This window comes from Cytobacillus sp. FSL H8-0458 (assembly GCF_038002165.1).
Classification (GTDB): Bacteria; Bacillota; Bacilli; order Bacillales; family Cytobacillaceae; genus Cytobacillus.
In genome coordinates this window covers 2965511-2980629 of record NZ_JBBOBR010000001.1, presented here as the reverse complement: position 1 = coordinate 2980629, position 15119 = coordinate 2965511, and the positions used below count along the sequence as shown (strand labels likewise).

At 41.7% G+C, this 15119-nt stretch carries 14 protein-coding genes and 1 riboswitch; of the genes, 5 read left to right on the top strand and 9 right to left on the bottom strand.

Annotated features, from left to right (window positions below; all coding sequences use genetic code 11):
- Positions 1-45: 45 nt before the first annotated feature.
- The 4 genes from NYE23_RS14525 to NYE23_RS14510 are packed head-to-tail and all read right to left on the bottom strand — an operon-like array spanning position 46 to position 5032.
- Positions 46-1215: a YheC/YheD family endospore coat-associated protein gene (locus NYE23_RS14525; protein WP_341078869.1), complete on the bottom strand. Its 1170-nt coding sequence runs from the start codon at positions 1213-1215 to the stop codon at positions 46-48.
- On the bottom strand, positions 1212-2576 hold the full coding sequence (locus NYE23_RS14520; RefSeq protein ID WP_341078867.1) for a YheC/YheD family endospore coat-associated protein: 1365 nt from the start codon (positions 2574-2576) through the stop codon (positions 1212-1214). The genes NYE23_RS14525 and NYE23_RS14520 overlap by 4 nt, the downstream gene beginning before the upstream one ends.
- Positions 2554-3657 (bottom strand): YheC/YheD family endospore coat-associated protein, encoded by a 1104-nt coding sequence (locus NYE23_RS14515; protein WP_341078865.1) that lies wholly within the window; start codon positions 3655-3657, stop codon positions 2554-2556. The genes NYE23_RS14520 and NYE23_RS14515 overlap by 23 nt, the downstream gene beginning before the upstream one ends.
- Positions 3617-5032, bottom strand: a complete 1416-nt coding sequence (locus tag NYE23_RS14510; RefSeq protein ID WP_341078863.1) for a YheC/YheD family endospore coat-associated protein — start codon at positions 5030-5032, stop codon at positions 3617-3619. The genes NYE23_RS14515 and NYE23_RS14510 overlap by 41 nt, the downstream gene beginning before the upstream one ends.
- A 227-nt stretch (positions 5033-5259) precedes the next feature.
- Here NYE23_RS14510 and NYE23_RS14505 point away from each other — a divergent pair, with 227 nt between their 5' ends.
- The 3 genes from NYE23_RS14505 to NYE23_RS14495 all read left to right on the top strand — a co-directional run bounded on the left by NYE23_RS14505 (position 5260) and on the right by NYE23_RS14495 (position 7510).
- Positions 5260-6399, top strand: a complete 1140-nt coding sequence (locus NYE23_RS14505; protein ID WP_341078862.1) for a DUF445 domain-containing protein — start codon at positions 5260-5262, stop codon at positions 6397-6399.
- Positions 6400-6505: 106 nt separating this feature from the next.
- A complete protein-coding gene (locus tag NYE23_RS14500; protein ID WP_341078861.1) occupies positions 6506-6856 on the top strand; it encodes a YlbF family regulator in 351 nt (116 codons plus the stop codon).
- A 129-nt stretch (positions 6857-6985) separates the two neighbouring features.
- Entirely contained in the window at positions 6986-7510 is a 525-nt protein-coding gene (locus tag NYE23_RS14495) for a D-glycero-alpha-D-manno-heptose-1,7-bisphosphate 7-phosphatase (protein ID WP_341078860.1), read from the top strand.
- Positions 7511-7577: 67 nt separating this feature from the next.
- On the opposite strand, the gene NYE23_RS14490 is transcribed toward NYE23_RS14495, so the two are convergent.
- The 5 genes from NYE23_RS14490 to NYE23_RS14470 form a co-directional block, all read right to left on the bottom strand.
- Complete coding sequence (locus NYE23_RS14490; RefSeq protein ID WP_009331452.1) at positions 7578-7778, bottom strand: alpha/beta-type small acid-soluble spore protein; 201 nt, start codon at positions 7776-7778, stop codon at positions 7578-7580.
- A gap of 242 nt (positions 7779-8020) precedes the next feature.
- Positions 8021-8800, bottom strand: a complete 780-nt coding sequence (locus tag NYE23_RS14485; protein ID WP_341078858.1) for an energy-coupling factor transporter transmembrane component T family protein — start codon at positions 8798-8800, stop codon at positions 8021-8023.
- On the bottom strand, positions 8787-10487 hold the full coding sequence (locus tag NYE23_RS14480; RefSeq protein ID WP_341078856.1) for an ABC transporter ATP-binding protein: 1701 nt from the start codon (positions 10485-10487) through the stop codon (positions 8787-8789). The genes NYE23_RS14485 and NYE23_RS14480 overlap by 14 nt, the downstream gene beginning before the upstream one ends.
- Positions 10471-11067 (bottom strand): ECF transporter S component, encoded by a 597-nt coding sequence (locus tag NYE23_RS14475; RefSeq protein ID WP_341078855.1) that lies wholly within the window; start codon positions 11065-11067, stop codon positions 10471-10473. The genes NYE23_RS14480 and NYE23_RS14475 overlap by 17 nt, the downstream gene beginning before the upstream one ends.
- 1 nt (position 11068) lies before the next feature.
- Positions 11069-11674 carry a YkoF family thiamine/hydroxymethylpyrimidine-binding protein gene (locus tag NYE23_RS14470; RefSeq protein ID WP_341078854.1) on the bottom strand — a complete coding sequence of 202 codons (606 nt, stop codon included), beginning with the start codon at positions 11672-11674 and terminating at the stop codon, positions 11069-11071.
- A 379-nt stretch (positions 11675-12053) separates the two neighbouring features.
- Positions 12054-12155, bottom strand: a riboswitch (TPP riboswitch).
- Positions 12156-12381: 226 nt separating this feature from the next.
- On the opposite strand from NYE23_RS14470, the gene NYE23_RS14465 reads away from it, so the two are divergent.
- Together NYE23_RS14465 and NYE23_RS14460 are read left to right on the top strand one after the other, a co-directional pair.
- Positions 12382-13248: a Cof-type HAD-IIB family hydrolase gene (locus NYE23_RS14465; protein WP_341078853.1), complete on the top strand. Its 867-nt coding sequence runs from the start codon at positions 12382-12384 to the stop codon at positions 13246-13248.
- Positions 13249-13502: 254 nt separating this feature from the next.
- A complete protein-coding gene (locus tag NYE23_RS14460; RefSeq protein ID WP_341078852.1) occupies positions 13503-15017 on the top strand; it encodes a coproporphyrinogen III oxidase in 1515 nt (504 codons plus the stop codon).
- Positions 15018-15119: the final 102 nt, after the last annotated feature.

Here is a 15119-nt window from a genome sequence, read left to right as displayed (position 1 = left end):
AATAGCCGTACACCCTGTGGGTGTACGGCTATTTTTATTAGCATTCTAGAACCCGGACAATGAAATAAATAAGCGGGTCAGTTCTTCAATTCTTTTTTCTTCTATCCAGACTTCATCAAAACTCATCGGCTTTGAATTTATTTCATAAATCACATAAGTGCCCTGATCAGTTAATCCGGCATCAATTGAGTATTCTCCATGAAAACCTTTCGTCTTCTCAAGGAGATTTCCTGCCTCCGATGCAGCAGTATGAATAAACGCATCATGTTCTTTTGTGCGGACACTTTCATATGGAATCATTACCCCGCCATTCGGTATGTGGGTTGTAATGTCCTGTTCCTGAGACTGCCTAATGCCAATCCCTGAAACCGAATAGCTGCCTCCGCTGAAATGGGCTAAGATTCTAAAATCAAATCGCTTGCCTTCTATTTTGGCAGGGGTGATCGCTTTCTGTGCTAAATATGGTTTGTTCGTCAGTTGAGTGTCCCATTGGTTCCAGAAATGATCATAATCAGCATAACTGAATGAATCGTGCAGACCGTTTAATGAGATGCTTTTTTCCAGCTGGATCAATTGGTATATTCCTTTGCCTTTGGACCCGTTTGCAGGCTTTAAATAGATATTATTATACCTGCTGAGAAAATCCTTAAGAGCCTTTGGCCCGGTGACAAGAATGGTTTCAGGAATATAATCCTTCAGGGGAGGATGGTCTTTCAATAGCTGGTAAACTCCGAATTTATCGAGAAAGCCCGGATTGAAAAATGGAATAGCGTGCTCATTAAAAAAACGGCTTGCTTTATGAAAATCTTCTGTTTTTTCAAGTTTGCGGAATGGCACCCTGTTGTAGACAAGATGTGGAAGGGGGCACCTGGCTTCAATCCACTTATCCTGCCTTGGAATATAAATATAGCCGTTCACGGAATTATCCTTCAGGTCCTCTGGTGTAAATACATAGGAAACCCCGCTCTTTTGCAGGATGCTTTTCTGAAGGGCCTTAAATAAAGGACCATTGCCGGCAATGGACTGATCCTTTCCTTTTCCGGTCAGAATGCCAATCACCGGTCCTGCATTACCGTTCTGCAAGGATAACGAAAAGGAAAACGAATCTCGTGCCGCCTGCGGGCTATAAATGCTTAAAGGCTGGTGATTGCTCCCCAGGGTACAGCAGCTGCTGCTGAACCAGGTCCTGCTGGCCCAGTCATAATAAACCTTCATCTCACTATTTCCTGAGGCTTCATAATAGATGCCTCGGCAAGGAAAACGGCGAATGAAAGTGAAAGCTTGCGGGTAAGAAAGTCGAACTCCCTGAGCTGAGGGTGTTTGAATATGGATCTTCCGGGCTTTGAATTTGCTTCAAACAGCCACACATGGCCATTTCGGTCCAATCCAAAGTCAAAGCCGATTTCACCGATTATACCTTCCATGTTTCGTTCCAGTGCCTTGCTGATATTAAGTGCTGCCTCACTTAACTTCGCTACTGCCTCTTTTTTTTCTGCATCCGATTCAAATACTTCTTCAAGGATTTTTATTTCACCTCCGCTTTTCACATGAGTTGTAACACTGCCGGGTCCAGCCATTTTTCCGGCTGCAGCGGTTACTTTCCATTCCCCATTCTCATCTTTATTTGTATGAACCCTGAAATCAATCGCTCTCTGTTCATGGCGGAGTAAATGAATTCCCTGCTGAACCAGCATCCGGCTTAAACTTCGGCCCGCAAAAACATTCCGCATTAAATTTTCCAAAGTGTTAAACCTTCTCAGCCGATTTTCGTCCCGCACTCTATATCGGCAGTAATAATACCCATCCTTTTTATCATAAATAATCTGATGAATCCCAAGCCCAAGGCTTCCATTAATAGGTTTTAGGAAAACATGGCCATAATTAGCCAGCATTCTTTCAATTACAGAAAATGAAGAAAAAGGGTGGGTTTCCGGCAAGTAATGACTAATATGATCATCGTTCTGCAGTCTTTCATAAACATCCAATTTATTAAAGAAACCAGGATTATACCAGGGAATTAAATAGTCTTTCTGAAGACGGCCGCGAACTTCCTTAAGCTCATTCCTTTTTTCACTTCTTCGGTTGGGAAGCCGATCATAAACAACATTCGGAAAAGGGACTTCAAAGGTTTCCCAGCCTTCCTCATGATAAAAAAGCCCCAGGATGGTTTCTTTTTCCCAGTTGATTTGCTGGTCACCAAATAAAAACGGAATTGCACCAACCGTTTTTTTGACTGAAAGCAGTTTGGCAAAAAACAGGGTCCGATCCCCAACCGGCCTTAAAGGAAAGGAGGTGAATCCTGATGTGAAGATACCTACGAGCGGGCCGAGGTACAGAGTACCCTTATTGGCAAATGCATGCAGAGGAATCTTGAGATCAGGGAAATGAATTGCTTCGGCCACATCTTTACTTATGATGATGGAATTTTTCTTTGTTTTCTGGAGTAAGAAAGAAGAATCTGCCGAATGAGTGCCAAATGCCAGTTTCGTCAAATGAGTATGAAGGTTCAGCTCATTTGGAATATAAACTGTTTTGGAGGCGGAATCGGATATTTCAATTTGATATTGTTTTCTCATGATTCGTTCTCCTTTCCATTTCCTTATTGGCTGCCAGGAATTTGGCATAGAGAAGGGGGGCGGTATATAACTCTTCCTCCTTCTCAGGCTGGCTGTTTAGGATGGTTTTCCTTCCTGGCTTTGAGTTAATATCCAGTATCCAAATAGAGCCGTTAGTTTCCACTCCAATATCGATTCCCATCTCAAATAGCGGGGGAAGCTTTCGTTCAAGGGCAGCAGGAAGTGTATCGATAATGTCATAAAGCTCATCGGAAAGAAAGCTCTTTAATGAAGATGGGTATTGAGTGATCCACTCCTCAAAAGAAATATTGCTGCCGCCAGCGCTTAAATTGGAGACGATGCCTCCTTCTCTGCCTGTGCGAATGCCCCGGCCCAGCTCCTTCCAGGCACCATTCCTGTCTTTTTGAAGCAATATTCTTATATCAAAGGGCTGACCGTTCTTGTTTGATAGATTCACATATGGCTGGATAAGGTATTGCTGTTTTGCGGTCAATTTATTCAGCAATCCAGCTGCCTTTTCTTCGGTTTCAAAGGTGCGTGAAACCAGGGCATTCCTTTTATCTGTTTTAACAAGAATATCCTTGCCCGTTTTCTCAATATAATAGATTCCATGTCCCTGTGACCCGCTTGCAGGTTTAAGAATGCAGGGCTGATCAGGAATGAGGCTGTTTATGAAACTGTCAGCTCCGGTAAATTGTGCAGTTTTCAGCAAATAGGGTGATATGTTTGAGCAGGAGAGAATTTCATATAATTCAAGCTTATTAGGCAATCCGTAGCCAAGGAACTGGATGTCATTTCTTGCCTTCAGCCAATTCACGATGGATATACATTGTTTTGAGTGGGAGTCATTTCTGTAAAAACAGCGATCATAAAGGATCTCCGGCACAGGGAACTCTGCCGGCTCCCATTCTCCTGAAGAAGGGTTATAGGAATCACCTGCAATCCTTTCTGAAACAGGATTGATATCTGTAGGCACAAACCTGAAGCAATTAAGATTATATTTATTGGCTCTTTTGGCCAATTCCATAAAGTATGGCTGTTCACTCCGTTTGTTTAAGGTCATGATTCCGAATGAAAGCATGCTGTAATCCTCCTTTTTGTATAAAAGATAAAGCCGTAGCATATTCGATCAGTGCCTTGGCAGAGGGTCTTACTCTTTTTTCTTTGTCTTCGAAGTTCTTGGAGGGTTTAGAATTTACTTCAATGATCCAAAGTTTTCCGTTAGTGTCCAATCCAATATCAATCCCGAGTTCTCCAACAAGACCTTCGCATTTCTGGCTGATGATTGTTGCTGTTTCAACTGCAAGCTCCTTCAGTAACGACAGCTGCTGAACCGCTGTTTTCTGATCAGAGTGCATCGTGAATATCCTTAGAGGCTTCATAATCTCTCCGCCTCTTGCAATATTGGAAACAAATTGCTGGTCTGCAGAAATCCTTGCCACTGCAGAAGTTGCCCTCCAGATATCCTGAAAGTTTTTATGGCAGAGCACGCGGAAATCAAGCTGCCTGTTTTTATAAGTTTGCAGAGGTATGGCCTGCTGGGCCAGAAAAATTGTTTTCTTTAGGTACTGCTGAAACCATTGTGCAAAACGGTCATAATTTTTGAATGTGAGCGTATTTTCCCTGCCGTTTCCGGTCGATAGTTCTGTCATGATTTCTTCGCCGTGTATACTCAGTCTGATAATATTCCGTCCCTGGCTGCCGTGTATGGGCTTAAGGAATATTAGTCTGTGTCTGGCCAGCATTTCCTTGATGGTTTGTTCATCTGCAATGGATGTATCAGGCAGATAGGGATGCATATGATCCTCAGAAAAGAGGAGGTTATGAACTTCCTTTTTCGATAAAAAACGGTCATTAAACATTGGAATGTTATAGTTTATCATGCTATTTTTAAATGTTTGAAAAGTTGAACTTGCTTCGAGTATTCGGGAGTGAATCCGGTTATAAATTACGCTCGGCAAAGGTACGGGACGCTTTATCCATTTTCCCTCACACAGACAGTAACCCTGCAGCTTGCCTTGGCTGCAGTCCCGAAAATGAAATACATAAAAATATCCGCGCAGGCCGGAAACAACCTCATGCAATTCTTCGCAAAAAGAATGAATAGATCGGAAGTCAGGATCTTCGCTACTTTCATTAAAATCCGTCATCAGTCCTATAACCGGCCCGGCAGTAATAGTAAAGTCCTTTCTGGAGTAACTGGCGACAAAATGGAGATCTTCCATTGGCAGGCAGCATTCCTGAAAAAGCCGTTCACAGAAAATAATTTCATCTTTCGTAATGTTTGCTCCTTCAATGGTTACCTGAATGGCTTGCTTGCCGATCCGCAGCAAATGGGGCATTTGCAGATCAATATTCCAGTAATGTACGAGAGAATGGCTAATTTGAATGCGAAATTGATTTTCCTGAAACATTTTTACCGGAACAATCGTAATAGGCAATAAAGAAACTGACATGATCATTCCTCATTTGCTAATCTTTATTTGAGCCTATTCTGAACAGCCTCATGCAGTTTGAAAATTGAATGCTGAATTTATGCGGCAGAATGTGCAAAACTCCCATTGATGAAGTTTTCACTGTATAATGAAAAAATAGGCAAAAGCTGATACCATATCGTATGTTCTGGGCAATTAAATGGTGCGTCAAGACAGGCGCCTGTAACTTAAGGAAGGTAGAGATATCTATGGAAATTGCAATGACAATAATTTTAATGATGATAATTGGGGCTCTCATTGGCGGGTTTACTAACTACCTGGCTATTAAAATGCTCTTTAAACCTTATAATGCCGTGTACATAGGTAAATGGAAGGTTCCATTTACCCCTGGGCTGATTCCTAAAAGAAGAGATGAAATGGCAGATCAGATGGGAAAGCTGGTTGTTAATCATCTTCTGACACCGGAAAGCATCAAGAAAAAGTTCATTAATGATAAATTTCAGCGTGATATGTCCGGGCTTGTTCAGAAAGAGCTGGAAACGATCCTGCAAACGGAAAAATCAGCAGAGGACATTCTTGCAGCGTTTGGAATCACGGATGGTCAAGCGAAAACAGAGAATCGCATAAACCTTTTAATTGAGCAGAAATATGAAAAAATTATTAGTGAATATCGAGGCCTGCCTCTTAAAGAAGTTATTCCTCAGGGTCTATTGGATAAAGCGGATGAAAAAATTCCGGCTATCAGTTCAATGATCCTTCAAAAAGGGGTTGATTATTTCTCCAGCATTGAAGGCAAAATGAGGATACAAAGAATGGCTGATGATTTTGTACGTGAGCGAAGCGGTGTGCTCAGCAATATGCTGCAGATGTTCATGGGTAACATTAATCTTGCGGATAAAATTCAGCCGGAAATCATTAGGTTTTTAAGTAATGAGGGTACGGCCGACCTGATTACAACCCTTTTACAAAAAGAGTGGAGCAAAATTCTTGAGATGGAAGCTGCAGTTATTGAAGAGCAGCTCGAAAAGGAACAGATTCTTTCAGTATTAAAGAATATTGCACACAGAGTCATTAATCTGGAGAATGTATTTAAAAAGCCTCTCTCATCTTTTATGGCCCCTTATAGGACAGTACTGATAGAAGAGCTGGCTCCTAAAAGTGTTCAGATGCTTTCTGATTGGCTTTCAGGAAAGACAGAAATGGTTATGGAACGGCTTCGTCTGGCAGAAATTGTCCGGGAACAGGTCAGCAATTTTTCGGTTGAAAGGTTAGAAGATATGGTCTTTTCCATAATCAAAAGCGAATTAGCCATGATTACAAATTTAGGTTTCCTTCTTGGGGGTATTATTGGCCTCGTACAGGGAATCATTGCTATATTGATTAATTAAAGGGTATCGTCTCGCGTTTACAGTCATAGTTTGTTATAGTGTAGTGGATGTTCGAAACGGAGAGTGAATTGTCCATTTTGAACAAGAATCGGAAGGAGTGTTTTTTATGGCAGTAAATTTATATGATTCAGCCTATGAATTAGAAAAAGCAGTGCGGGAAAGCAATGAATATAAGGCTCTAAAGCAAGCATATGATGATGTGAATGCAGATCCGTCTGCAAAAGCGATGTTTGATAACTTCCGCAAAATCCAGATGGAACTTCAGCAAAAACAAATGATGGGCCAGGATATTACACAGGAAGAAGTAGAACAGGCTCAAAAGACAGTCGCACTTGTACAGCAGCACGCCCAGATCTCAAAGCTTATGGAAGCAGAACAGCGCATGAGCATGATGATTGCAGAAATGAACAAAATCATCATGAAGCCTCTTGAAGACCTTTATGGTGCAGCTGAATAATACCATCAGAAAACTCCCGGAAATTGATTCCGGGAGTTTTTTTATAAGAAAAAGCATTTTTCTATATTAAACAGAACAAGGTATGGGTACCTTTATGATAGATATTGATTTAATGAAAGGGGCAGTACAGTGAAAAAAGCCATTTTTCTGGACCGGGACGGCGTTTTAAATGAGGTTTTATCAGAAAGGGTAAAATTCGTAAACAACCCTGAGCAGTTATATTTACTGGAAGGGGCAGCAGAAGCTGTGGCAGAACTGACCAAAGCCGGATATGAAATTTTCGTTGTGACCAATCAGGGCGGCGTGGGACTCGGTTTTTTGAAAGAAAGGGAGCTAAAGAGAATTCATGAAAGGCTGCAGGAGCTTGTCGCAGAAAAAGGCGGACATATTAAAGAGGTCGCCTATTGTCCTCATAAGCCGAAAGCAGGCTGTGAATGCCGCAAGCCAAATGCAGGCATGCTGATGGATTTGTCCGAAAGGCACAATCTTGATTTGTCTAGAAGCGTCATGGTAGGCGATCATGAGCGCGACATTGAGGCAGGCAAGAAGGCTGGGTGTAAAACTGTTTTTATAGGCTCTGATCCAACAAGTGCAGATATACAGGCCTTATCACTTTCTGAGGCAGTGGAAGATATATTGAGTATGCTTAAATAGGGTAAAAAACCGCTTCCAGGATTGGGCTGGAAGCGGCATTTTATTTTACGATGATTTCGTTGAAGGACTAGCGTGCTCCGCCAAGCTGCTGCTCAGCCATTTGCACAAGGCGCTTCGTAATTTCTCCGCCTACTGATCCATTTGCTCTTGAAGATGTTTCCGGGCCAAGGTTCACACCGAATTCTGTTGCAATTTCATACTTCATTTGATCAATTGCCTGACTGACTCCTGATACTAAAAGCTGATTAGAATTGCTGTTTCTTGCCATGTAAATCATCTCCTTGGTGTAGTTTTCTTGATTGTTACAATTATAGCATTAGGAGAGTAAATAAGATTTATTCATAGTTATTTATGGTGTTTTATGGTAATTTACCGATTCTGAAAATGCGGGTAAGAGTCTTTGCGTACATAAATTGGAAATAAACGCACAGAAAAAAATTTATGCCCACACAAAATTGCTCTTTCCGCACATAAAAAGATGCTATCCGCTCAGAAGTCAAGAATCGCCTGCTAAAGTTCGCCATTATAAAGCTTCAGAAACCCGAAAAGCCATGAAATATAGGCACTGACCAGTACTGCGCCGATAAACAAGGCAAAATATGCCCAATCTTTCCATGAAACCGGGACTTTATGATAAAAATCCCGGTTTTTATCTCCGGTAAACCCTTTTGATTCCATTGCCATGGCCGTCCTCTCAGCTTTACGGATCGCTCCGGCAAGGAGGGGAACTGTATACCTCTTAAGCTCTGCCATTTTTCCCGGGAGTGTCCGGGCTTTGGGTACTCCCCTGATCCGGTGTGCGCTTCGGATAATCTCAAACTCTTCTTTCATTAATGGCAGGAACCGATAGCCTGCCATAATTCCATATGCAAGCTTTGGAGAGAGCCGGCATTGCTGCATTAAACTCAGCAGAAATTCTGTCGGCTTTGTTGTTAAAATGAACAGAAGGGACAGAGAGGTAAAGCTTAAAATCCTCATTCCAAGGGAGAGGGCACGCAAAAAGCCCTCCTCAGTCAATGTGAAGATCCCCCATGCCCATAATATGGTTTCTCCTTCAATCGCTTTAGAAAAAATCAAAGCCGACCAAATATATATTGCAGCCATGAAGACAAATGGCGAGAAAAGCAGAATCCATCTTTTGAATGAAACTCTACCAAAAATAAAGGTGGCTGCTGCAGTTATCACTAAGGTCAGAAAAGGTGTAACCGGATCAAAGAAAACCGATAGAATTAACACACAGACTATGACAGTGAATGCTTTAATGCTTGGGTTAAATTCATGTAAGAGCAAGCTTTTCCCTCCCTGCAATGGAACCGATATTATTCCTTAGCTTTTCTATGTAAGGAACCTTTAGGGAAGCAACCTTCATAATCTCATCTTTCTTCCATAATGCATCAGGCAAACCGTCGTAGATCTTCTCTCCTTCTGAAAGAACAATTACTTTGTCCGCATAGGAATGAAGGATTTCCATGTCATGTGTGATCATCACCACTGAACCTCGGCTTTGGATCTTTGTTTCCAATAGCATCATAAGCTCCCCTGACGTCCTGGCATCCTGTCCAAATGTCGGCTCATCAAGGAGGAGCAGGTCCTGGTCATTCACAAGCATCGATGCCACACTTAGCCGCCGCTTTTGTCCCTGGCTTAAGGAAAAAGGATGCATGTCAGCACATTGGAGCAAGTCCACTTGAAGCAGAGCAGCCTGAACTGTTTTTTGAATATCGGCATCAGGAATCTGCTGTATTTTTAAACTGAAGGCAATTTCATCATAGACAGAATCTGCAATAAATTGGTGTTCGGGATTTTGAAAAACGTAACTTGATTTCTGTCTTAACTCCTGCTCCTTCCATTGGGAAAGGGGGCGGTCATAAAATAGAATTTTGCCTTTGGAAGGGGTATATAGGCCAGCCAGCAGTCTGGAAAGCGTTGTTTTTCCTGATCCGTTTGAACCGGCAATTACCACAAATTCGCCTTTTTTTACAGAAAAACTAATATTTTTTAGCAAGTCCTTACCAGCTTTATTAAAGGATAGATTCTCTGCTGATAGGATGATCTGCTCTTCAGGGGCTTGGTGTTTGTTTTTCCTGTTGTCTAAAATCTTAAGTGCACCAAAGGGATTTGCAAATCCGGCGATTAATTCCCGATCAGTCAACGGGAGTTTTTCCCCTTTGTAAATACCTGCTTTTTTTCCAGATAGGCCGGCTTTAACCGCGCTTGGCAGCCAGATGCCCTCAAGCAGAAGTTCTTCTGCATATTGATTAAAGCATTCTGCAGTGCTTCCATTAAATAAAATTTCGCCTTCCCTGTTTAAGACCACACAGCGGTCGGTCAAATCAATCCAATCATCCAGCTTGTGCTCAATTATTAGAAGGGAAAATGCCAGGTTCTCTTTAAGCTCTTTGATGATGCGAGTAAGTTCATAGCTTGAAGCCGGGTCCAGATTTGCTGTCGGTTCGTCCAAAATCAGGATATCCGGTTTTAATGATAAAACACATGCCAGTGCAAGCTTTTGCTTTTGGCCCCCGGAAAGGCTGTGGATTGGGGCATGTTTATATGGCAAAAGATGAACAAGCTCCAATGCTTCATCAATCTTACTCTCGATTTCTTCATGCGGCGTTTTCAAATTCTCAAGTCCAAATGCCAGCTCATCCTCGACTGTGGTCATGCAAAATTGGCTTTCAGGGTCCTGAAATACAATCCCAATGTGCTGATTAATTTCACCAGGGCCGAATTCCTCCAGTCTCCTTCCCTTGAATAAAATGCTCCCATCCAATTCGCCATCAACGGCCTCCGGATACAATTTATTTAAGCAGAAAGCTAGTGTGCTTTTTCCCGATCCGCTGGGGCCCAATAGTAGCACTGCTTCCCCTGGATAAAGGCTGAATTGCACATTTTTAAAGATAGGTTTCTCCACATCTTCATATCTGAAGGAAAGCTGTTCAGTTTTTAATATGTGCCGGTTATGCTGTAATGCCATTTTCCGATTTTCCCCTTTTCAGCTCTTTTCCAATAGGAAAGCTGTTTAATGCCCCAGTTTTTGCAAGGCTTTCGCTCAGCCATTTGCCCAGCAATCCAGCTAGTAAAGCACCGCTGATCAGCCTCACAAAAAACATAGCAGTTACATAACCGGGTGAGAGGGCCGCATAGCCGGAAATGAAGTAGCCCCAAATAAAGCTTGTAACAGAAGAGCCCATGCCGGCAGCAATTAACACCCATGTCCGGTAATTATTCCATTTCGCGGCCGCAAAAACAGCTTCCGCTCCAATCCCCTGAATCATGCCAGACAAAATCAGGCGGGGACCGACTGCATTGCCGATCATGACTTCAATCGCTGCAGCGATGGTTTCCGATAAGAAAGCTGCCCCGGGTTTTCTGATTATGTACGCTGCGAGAATTGAAACAATAAACCAAATGCCAAAAATAAGATCATAGCCAATTAAGCCGAACATTGCATATAGCACGTTGCCAAATTGCATGAATACCAGGTATACAACTGCAAACACGACAGCGAGTACAGACAAAACAATGACTTCACGAAGCTTCCACTTTTCAAGCATATTATTCAGTCTCCTTTTTGGATGGACTATTGGCAGACATATTCACCGTCATAACAATATGCGCAGAATTGCTTTTCTTACAGTTTTCAAAAGCATCCTCAAGTGTTTTAAAAACAGAGTGTGCATCCCCATCTAATCTTGAAGCATAATGCACCCCTTTAGTAAAAGTTCCCTGATTCTTTGCAAGCTCGACCTGGTCCATAATGACATTCATGTAATCAGGAATCCCCATCGGATAAAGGGCGAACTGGACCGCGACTTCCTGGCTGATCCCTGCTGCTGATTCTTCATTTGCCCGTTCCTCATTCTCAGCAAGATAAGCATCTCCTGCAGTATCACCGGGACATCCATTTGAAAAAGTGCCGTTAAATACTACATGGTCTCCATGCTTAACTGTTTCAAGATAAATAGCTTTGACCACATCGAAAACATGATTAGATCTGCCTCGCACACAGGTGCTCACATCATCTGTTTCCATCCATACCTTGCTCGTGTCCACTTCTTTTAGAGCTGATAAAATAACATCAGCAAACCTGTCAGTCATGGGGTAAATCGAAAACCTGCACCCTGTAATTTCACTTGTTCCGCATAGAAAATTTTCCTGCATTTTTTCATCCTCCTATTTAAGTTTTAATGAAAGGCTATTTTCGCAAAGTTGTTGCTTTTTGTATCTTATTTACTGAGTTGATTGGAGCGGAAGGTGCGAGATTCTCAAAAATGCATTCGCATTTTCTTCGTGCGGTGTTTTCCGAGGAAGCTTATTCAACCTCCTGCGGGAGTTGCGGGACAGGTGAGACCCCGCAGACGCGAAGCGTCGAGGAGGCTCACCGCCCGCCCCGCGGAAAGCGAGCAGCCTGGAGCGGAAATCAACGGACAACATTAATATGCCAAAAACAACAATTTATACGAAAAGAGCCTAATGAAAATAAAAAACTGCATTCCCATAAGGAAATGCAGTTGAATGTTATCAATACACTATAAATGATAGCCGTTCACCTGCACTTCCCCACGCTGGTATTATCCAGATCGGGTGATAAGAGTCAGAACGGATTGTTCTTCTCAGCCAAAAAGCTCCCCTAGTGCAAAACTTTGATATGCAGTTTTAATGACTCCATCTTAATACGGAGCAAACAAAATGTAAATGAATAATTTATCATTTTTTATATCAAATGATCGGAAAATCAGACAATAGCCGTCATTAAGCAGTAAGCTATGAAAATATTTCCGCATTGTCCATGTTATGTTCTAATCAAGTCCTTTCCTTCATAAAAGTGTAATAGGACAATTTTACACCGAGAATAGGGGGCAAATTGGATGATATACAGAATGCTTGCTTTAAACATAGACGGAACACTACTCCAATCAAATGGAAGACTTCATAAATCAACAAAAGAAGCGATAGAATATGTTCAGCAAAAGGGAATTTATGTAACACTTGTCACTTCCAGAAGCTTTCCATCCGCGAAAAAAGTGGCTAAAGCATTGAAAATCAATTCTTTGCTGGTCACACACAGGGGGGCATATATTGCAGCCTCCCAGGAAAAACCGATATTTGTAAAAAGGATTCAGGAAGATGAAACGTTTGAAATCGTGCGCCTGCTTGAAGGCTTTACCTGTCAAATCAGGCTGGTGCACGAAAAATATTCCCTTGCCAACAAAACGAAGCTCAATACCAATATGCTTGCTAAAACTGTTTTTACAACCGGCGATCCCATTTTTTTTTCCCAGCAATTTGTGGATTCATTAAGTGACACCATATTAGATGAGCCGGTCACACCGCCGAAAATTGAAGTGTACTTTGAAGATAAAGAAGACCTTGAGGATGCTAAGACAGCCATTTGGGGCATGTTTGAAAATGTAGAAGTCATTAAACTGAATGATCTGAGGATGGACATTGTTCCTTCAGGAGTTTCAAAGCTGAATGGTTTGCTTTATTTATGTGAACATCTTGGAATTTCCAGAAACCAAATGGTCGTCATAGGAGATTCTGAAGATGATCTGGAAATGATTGAAGCCGCCGGTCTGGGTGTGGCAATGGGCAATGCCCCGGCAGATGTAAAAAAGGCAGCAGACTGGCTGACACGATCTAATGACCAGAGCGGTGTAAGCTACATGGTTAAAGAACATTTCCGCAAACAGCATCCAATTGACTTCCTGAAGAAAATGAATCTGTTAAAATAAAATTGAATGAAAGAGAGTCGGTCAGGCAGATCGGCTCTCTTTTTTGATTTAGGGCAATGGATAAAGAGAAAGATAGAAAAAGAGTGAATTAAATAAAGCGATCCAAAGTATTCACTTCCCTGATATTGACCTTGTTTCCCCATTTCTGTACACTAAAAGGAGTTTGTCAACATCAATTATAAAGACTCTGCAGCTGCCATCAGTGAGATGAAACACCGGCAGATTATTATATTTTCTAAAAAAAGGTGATAGATTTGAACATTTCAATTTTAGGCATACAGGATGAACGATTCCATCGGCCGCTTCGGCTGATTGGGAACCTCTTTTTTGAAGAATGTGAAGTGGTGCTGGGTGAGAATTCTGCAGCAGATCTGACAATTTCTTTTCAGATTGAGCGAGGACAACACATTAAAGCTGCTGCAGAGCTTACTGATAAAGACAGCAGACATCTTACAGCCAATTTTGAAAAAAATTTCGTTCCGGCTGAGTCAGAAAAAGAGAATTTTAAACAAGTGAAGAATGCTGTATCACATGTATATCTGACTGTTTTGCAGGAATGGACGGGCATTACCCAGAAGTGGGGAATTCTAACGGGGGTACGTCCTACAAAATTGCTTCACCGTGCCATGCAGAATCAGACACCTCTCCAGGAAGCTCATCAGCAGCTGAAGGAGGAGTACTTGATTACAGATGAAAAAATCCAGCTTATGCAGAATATTGTAGACCGGCAGCTTGCTGTTGTGCCAGATCTTTATGACTTGAAAAATGAGGTAAGCATATATATTGGCATTCCTTTCTGCCCGACAAAGTGCGCGTATTGTACTTTTCCCGCATATGCAATTAATGGCAGGCAGGGTTCTGTTAACTCATTTCTTGGCGGCCTTCATTTTGAAATGCGCAAAATTGGTAATTGGCTGAAAGAAAATAATGTAAAAATCACTACTGTCTATTATGGTGGAGGGACTCCGACAAGCATTACGGCAGAAGAGATGGATATGCTTTATGAGGAAATGTATGAATCTTTTCCAGATGTAGAAAACATTAGAGAGGTCACTGTGGAAGCAGGCCGTCCTGATACGATCACACCTGAAAAGCTTGAAGTGCTGAAAAAATGGAATATTGATCGTATCAGCATCAATCCTCAGTCCTATATTCAGGAGACCTTGAAAGCAATAGGCCGTCACCATACAGTAGAAGAAACCGTGGATAAATTCCATTTGGCCCGTAATATGGGGATGAACAACATCAATATGGATTTGATCATTGGACTGCCTGGAGAAGGAGTGCGGGAATTTGCGCATACTCTGGATGAAACAGAGAAATTAATGCCGGAATCCCTTACAGTTCATACTTTATCTTTTAAACGAGCTTCGGAAATGACAAAGAACAAGCAAAAATATAAAGTTGCTGACCGGGAAGAAATTGAAAAAATGATGGATATGGCTGAGGATTGGACAAAAGAGCATAACTACTATCCTTATTATCTTTACCGTCAGAAAAATATTCTCGGCAATCTTGAAAATGTCGGTTATGCCCTTCCAAATCAGGAAAGCATCTATAACATCATGATAATGGAAGAACAGCAGACAATTATCGGGCTTGGCTGCGGGGCTTCCAGTAAGTTCATTGATCCCGAGACAGGAAAAATCACTCATTTTGCAAACCCGAAGGATCCAAAATCGTATAATGACAGTTTTGAACATTATGCAGATGAGAAATTGAAAATATTAAAAGAGCTATTTAATAAACACGAATCCCTTGCCGAATAGGCGGGGATTTTTATTTTAAATATATTTTAGAAAATTAAGAAAAATATTAAAGGAATTCCTGAAAATTAAGAGAATGAATTAGGTAAAAGATCATAGAACTCT

Coding starts and splice junctions, on each gene's coding strand:
- NYE23_RS14475 (WP_341078855.1), bottom strand. CDS start 11,067: ATGCTTGAAAAGTGGAAGCTTCGTGAAGTCATTGTTTTGTCTGTACTC.
- NYE23_RS14505 (WP_341078862.1), top strand. CDS start 5,260: ATGGAAATTGCAATGACAATAATTTTAATGATGATAATTGGGGCTCTC.
- NYE23_RS14465 (WP_341078853.1), top strand. CDS start 12,382: ATGATATACAGAATGCTTGCTTTAAACATAGACGGAACACTACTCCAA.
- NYE23_RS14490 (WP_009331452.1), bottom strand. CDS start 7,778: ATGGCAAGAAACAGCAATTCTAATCAGCTTTTAGTATCAGGAGTCAGT.
- NYE23_RS14470 (WP_341078854.1), bottom strand. CDS start 11,674: ATGCAGGAAAATTTTCTATGCGGAACAAGTGAAATTACAGGGTGCAGG.
- NYE23_RS14520 (WP_341078867.1), bottom strand. CDS start 2,576: ATGAGAAAACAATATCAAATTGAAATATCCGATTCCGCCTCCAAAACA.
- NYE23_RS14480 (WP_341078856.1), bottom strand. CDS start 10,487: ATGGCATTACAGCATAACCGGCACATATTAAAAACTGAACAGCTTTCC.
- NYE23_RS14510 (WP_341078863.1), bottom strand. CDS start 5,032: ATGTCAGTTTCTTTATTGCCTATTACGATTGTTCCGGTAAAAATGTTT.
- NYE23_RS14500 (WP_341078861.1), top strand. CDS start 6,506: ATGGCAGTAAATTTATATGATTCAGCCTATGAATTAGAAAAAGCAGTG.
- NYE23_RS14515 (WP_341078865.1), bottom strand. CDS start 3,657: ATGCTTTCATTCGGAATCATGACCTTAAACAAACGGAGTGAACAGCCA.
- NYE23_RS14525 (WP_341078869.1), bottom strand. CDS start 1,215: ATGAAGGTTTATTATGACTGGGCCAGCAGGACCTGGTTCAGCAGCAGC.